Below are 234 nucleotides of genomic sequence, written 5' to 3'. Positions count from 1 at the left end.
CTTCTGGCCCTTGCCGACCATCTGCCCCTCCTTCACCAGCAAGCGGCTGTTGTGCGCGTAGGTGCTGGTGTACGAGGTACCGTGCTGGATGATCACCAGGTTGCCGTAGCCACGCATGTTGTTCACCGCGAACACCACCTTGCCGGCCAGCGAGGCCTGCACCGGCTGGCCCAGGGTGCCGGCGATGCGGATGCCCTTTTTGAGCTTGTCGGAACTGGAGAAGCGGCGGATCAC

At 63.7% G+C, this 234-nt stretch carries 1 protein-coding gene; it reads right to left on the bottom strand.

Annotated features, from left to right (window positions below; all coding sequences use genetic code 11):
* A partial coding sequence (locus ACLJNW_RS28670) for a murein hydrolase activator EnvC family protein (protein WP_410962080.1) occupies positions 1-234 on the bottom strand: 234 nt, incomplete at both ends.

The sequence above is a fragment of the Salmonella sp. SAL4457 genome (assembly GCF_046548235.1).
GTDB lineage: Bacteria > Pseudomonadota > Gammaproteobacteria > Enterobacterales > Enterobacteriaceae > Salmonella > Salmonella enterica.
The sequence above is the reverse complement of the archived record's forward strand: the minus strand, read 5'-3'. Positions and strand labels throughout refer to the sequence as shown.